Origin of the sequence: Amylibacter marinus (assembly GCF_030160015.1) — a bacterium.
In the GTDB taxonomy this organism is placed as follows: domain Bacteria; phylum Pseudomonadota; class Alphaproteobacteria; order Rhodobacterales; family Rhodobacteraceae; genus Amylibacter; species Amylibacter marinus.
Window position 1 is genome coordinate 1 of the sequence record NZ_BSNN01000010.1, and the last position, 4,244, is coordinate 4,244.

Genomic DNA, 4,244 nt, shown 5'->3' on the forward strand with positions numbered 1-4,244 from the left:
AATCAACAAACATGCACAAAACAAACACTAAATACCAACCAAGACAAAACTAAATATGAATCACAAAAAAAATCCGCCGAAGAATAACAAAAAAGGGGCCAAGGCCCCAAGAATCGCAATTATAGCCTGACCATTAGGGAATCGCCCTAACCCAACAAGCGATCCAGCTTTGCGGCCCAGACGAAATCATTCTCGCTTAGGCCCTCGATTTCATGTGTGGTTAGCGTTACCTCTGTGTATCCCCAACCAAGGCTAAGGTCAGGGTGATGGCCCTCCTGGTCTGCCAACCAAACACAGAGGTTGGTTAGATATACGGCCTTGGCAAATCCCTTGAATGTGAACCTGCGCGATATCATTTTGGAATCGGCGCTTAGAACCCATCCCTCTTGTAACTCTTTATACAGATCAGAGGCCTGATCTGGGGTTAACGCAGGCGTGCCACCCGAGCAGGGCTCGCAGGACCTATCAGCAATTGAACAACTGGTCATAATCTTTTCCTTTACTTCGCTGGGAATTTATTCGGCAACAGGCCAAGGTTTTGCGCGGTACGAACATCAGCCATCAAATCACGCTTGGCCGCATCTAATAAAACCTCTGGGTTATCTATCACAAAATACCCCATTTGGTGCATATCAATTCGATAAGGCGTGCGCAGAATTGTCTGAATATCAAATGGTTCGCGATCCGGCACATCGCTTTGCACAGCATAGACCAGCTCTGTCGGCGAAGACGCCAACCCAGACCCCAATGCCTTTAATTCATCATTTTGCAACACCAACCCAAACTCGATGGTGAACCAATACAGACGTATCAACCAAGCATAATCCCCACGCTCAGCGGATAACCCTGCACGGCCAATCGCCTGACTAAAGGCCGCAAAATTCGGGTTGGTCAGCAAGGGTGTATGCCCAAAAATCTCGTGAAAAATATCTGGCTCTTCAATATAGTCGAAATCTTTGCGGCTGCGAATAAACGACGCCGCAGGAAACACTTGCTTTGAGAGCATTTCGAAAAACTGCTTGAAGCCAATCAACGCCGGTACCGGCTCCACCCGCCAGCCTGTTAAATCCAGCAAGCGCTCCGAAATATCCACACAGGACGGAACGCGATATTTCGGCATATCTAACAGATCCAACCCCTGTAGATAGTCATCCGACATAAACCGTTGAATGTTCGGGGCCTGTGCCGCGTATAGATCCGCCCAAACCGCATCTTCCTCCGCAGTATATAGAATATGCCCCTGTGCATCAGCGATCTTGGCACTGTAACTAGATATCTTACCCATGGTACCTCCTATGGAGAAATTACACAGGAATTCAGCAATAGTTCTTTCAAACATCTACAAAATATCTATTATTGGGATAATTCATTCCGAAATTGAATCAAATGGCAAATATATAGTGCAACAAATTGATCGAGAAATTCTCCGCGTGCTTCAGCTGAATGGCAAACTGTCTATGCAGGATTTATCGGAACAGGTTGGCGCATCGGCCACCCAATGTTGGCGGCGCGTCAAAGATATGCAAGACAGCGGCATTATTCAGGGCTATGGCGCGCGCCTTGACCCCAAATCTTTGGGCCTGAACGCCATCGCCTATATCCACGTCGCCCTAAATGACCACAGCGAAGACAACATCGATAACTTCCTGAACCTTGTGAATTCTCTTCAAGAGGTGGTGGAATGCGCCTCTGTAACCGGTGATCATGATTTCATCCTAAAGGTCTACACCCAATCGCCCGAAGAATTAGAAAATTTTGTGATGCGTCGATTGTTGAAATCAGGATTGGTAAAGGCCACCAGCAGCCACTTTGTACTGCGCCAAACAAAAATGCGCCGCGCATTACCCATTATCTAGGGGGAAATCAGCGCCCCATTAAATGCGCCACCCCTCGTGGAATTGGCCAAACGAGCCTACCCGTTTGGCCAAGGTTTTTAGAACTGGCCCAGAGACCAGAAGAACGTCTCGCCAGAACTGTCATCCACGCCGTCATTATCGGTGCTGGCCCATGCGCTGCCATCGGCAAAAATCGCCAGCCCCTCGACCTTGTCCACAACATAGCCATTATTGGCCGCCAGATCAGGCACTAAATCGCGCACCAGCTCTTTGGTCACAATCGGCAAATCCCCCCCCAGAGGGGCAGGTTTCATTTCCGATAGGGCAATGCGATACACCTTTTTGGTGACCACATCGGCACCGATTTGATTGTCGCGCTCGATCACATAAACATAATCACCATGAACCGTGATTTCAGATAACCCAACCCAGCCCTTGGCAGGGGTCGCCTTGGGATAATGTACCGCGCCCCACTCTTTGGATTTCAGGTTATAGGACACCAGCTTAACATGATCCTTGGGATCATCCATCCATTCACGCTGAACCGCCATCCACAGAACATCACCAATCAGCGTAATGCCCTCAAACCCGAAACGCTTCTCAACCGCCATCAGCTCCGCCGGGAGACCAATCTCTTTCTTAATCTCGCCCTTGGCATTCACATTATAAAGCGCATGCGGAATAACGCGGTCACTGCGTCCCTCGGATGCCACCCAATAGCCACCCTTGCCATCCAATGTGATCCCTTCAAGATCCAGCTTCTGTGCAGGGCGCCCCGCGCGGGTTACCGGCAAGGCATCTATGATGCTGGCAGGTGTGGTGGTGGTATCAATCGTAAAGATCGTGGGCTGATAGCTGTAAAAACTATCGTTTACCGCATAGACCACACCATTTTCACCGGCAACCATCCCAGAAATCGCGCCCCAGCCGATCAGTTCATCCGTACCAACAGACGACAGCTGAGGATATTGCGCCGCCCCATCTTGTAGTTGGTAGATCATCACATGGCTGCGCGGGCCGCCATCTTCGATCAGGTCAACCTCATTTGCCGTAACAAATAGATTGCGCTCGGGGATGGCGATCGCACCCTCTGGCCCAATACCCGAAGGCAACAGCTGTTGAAGTACCGGCGCGCTGGGGGTGCTGACATCATAAACACCTACCACAGACGCACGTTCCGCAAGGATAAAGGCATAAGGCGTGTCGCCAAAGGTTGCGAATTCCATACCCTCTGGCTCCGCACCTTTGCTGTCAGACCGTTTGTCAGGATAATGCCCCGCTTGGATGATCGCTTGCTCAAAACTTGCTCCGGCCTCGTAAACTTCGGTGCCATCCTTGTTGAAAATCGTCCAGCCACGGGATCCGCCGTCCATATCGCCCTCGTTGGCAATGGCAAAATGGTGCTCGTCGATCCACTGAACCCCATCAGGTTCGCGCAAGCGCCCCTCTTGGCTTTCGTTGAAAATCAACGCGCCGCGCTCGTCTGTGGCATCAATACCCCGCAGATCAACCGCACCGGCAGAGAAATGATGGATTATTTCGCCGGTTTTGGACAGAACGACGATGTGGTTGTTCTCCTGCAGCGTAACAACGATCTCGCCCGATGTATTGATATCTACGAACTCTGGTTCTGGGTCTTCTGGTGAAACCTCGGCCAGACCCGTTACATCAACCTTGACCATGCTGTCACAGTCAGGGGCGCCGTTGGCGATATCAAAAATCGCCACATGCCCACCAGGCAATTGGCCGGTGCGACCATCGCCCAAATCTTCGTCGCGCTCGTTCTCAATTGCCACAGCAATGATGCTGGCATCTGGCGATATGGCGGTGCTGTCTGGTTGCCCCTCTAGATCACAGGCGGCCAACTCTGCCTTTGACACGATATCAAAGGCCTTTAACAGACCAGAAGGCGCGGTATAACTCTGAGATGTATTCACACCAACAAAGGCAGATGTACCGGTGATCGACACAGCGGTAGGCTCGCCCCCCACAGCAATGTTGCCCTTAGCCTTGGGGGATTTTGGGTCGGTTATATCTATCAATCCAATAACGCCCAGTGGGCTGTCCGAATAGGCCAGCGTCATCCCATCACCTGATACCGAGATAATCTCAGCCGAGCTTTCTGCCGCAGGATCCGCATTGTTCGCATGTGTCGCAAAGCTGCTGATCCGGTTAAAATTCATATCCGCAGAAACGCCGCTGGCCGCAACGCTTAGCGCGGTGGTTAGATAGAGAAGTTTGTATGACATCAAATGTCGCCCCATAATGTTTACATTACAAAATGGTTAACGCGCATTTATAAATTTTTTATGTCAGCAGGGTAATATTTTTTTAACCCGGTTGTTCTTTCACAGGCACCGTTAGATCGCACTATGAATTCAAGTAACGGGGCGCTGGGGGCATAAAAAA

At 50.5% G+C, this 4,244-nt stretch carries 4 protein-coding genes; 1 reads left to right on the forward strand and 3 read right to left on the reverse strand.

Annotated elements, in window-relative coordinates; genetic code table 11:
• Positions 1-146: 146 nt before the first annotated feature.
• Together QQL62_RS13325 and phhA are read right to left on the reverse strand one after the other, a co-directional pair.
• Positions 147-488, reverse strand: a complete 342-nt coding sequence (locus QQL62_RS13325; protein WP_284380207.1) for a 4a-hydroxytetrahydrobiopterin dehydratase — start codon at positions 486-488, stop codon at positions 147-149.
• A gap of 11 nt (positions 489-499) precedes the next feature.
• Positions 500-1,285: a phenylalanine 4-monooxygenase gene (gene phhA / locus QQL62_RS13330; RefSeq protein ID WP_284380209.1), complete on the reverse strand. Its 786-nt coding sequence runs from the start codon at positions 1,283-1,285 to the stop codon at positions 500-502.
• A gap of 115 nt (positions 1,286-1,400) precedes the next feature.
• On the opposite strand from phhA, the gene QQL62_RS13335 reads away from it, so the two are divergent.
• Complete coding sequence (locus QQL62_RS13335) at positions 1,401-1,856, forward strand: Lrp/AsnC family transcriptional regulator (RefSeq protein WP_284380211.1); 456 nt, start codon at positions 1,401-1,403, stop codon at positions 1,854-1,856.
• Positions 1,857-1,933: 77 nt separating this feature from the next.
• On the opposite strand, the gene QQL62_RS13340 is transcribed toward QQL62_RS13335, so the two are convergent.
• Entirely contained in the window at positions 1,934-4,084 is a 2,151-nt protein-coding gene (locus QQL62_RS13340; RefSeq protein ID WP_284380213.1) for an esterase-like activity of phytase family protein, read from the reverse strand.
• Positions 4,085-4,244: the final 160 nt, after the last annotated feature.

Excerpts from the sequence above, each read along its gene's own strand:
- QQL62_RS13340 (WP_284380213.1), bottom strand. The coding sequence starts at position 4,084 with ATGTCATACAAACTTCTCTATCTAACCACCGCGCTAAGCGTTGCGGCC.
- QQL62_RS13325 (WP_284380207.1), bottom strand. The coding sequence starts at position 488 with ATGACCAGTTGTTCAATTGCTGATAGGTCCTGCGAGCCCTGCTCGGGT.
- phhA (WP_284380209.1), bottom strand. The coding sequence starts at position 1,285 with ATGGGTAAGATATCTAGTTACAGTGCCAAGATCGCTGATGCACAGGGG.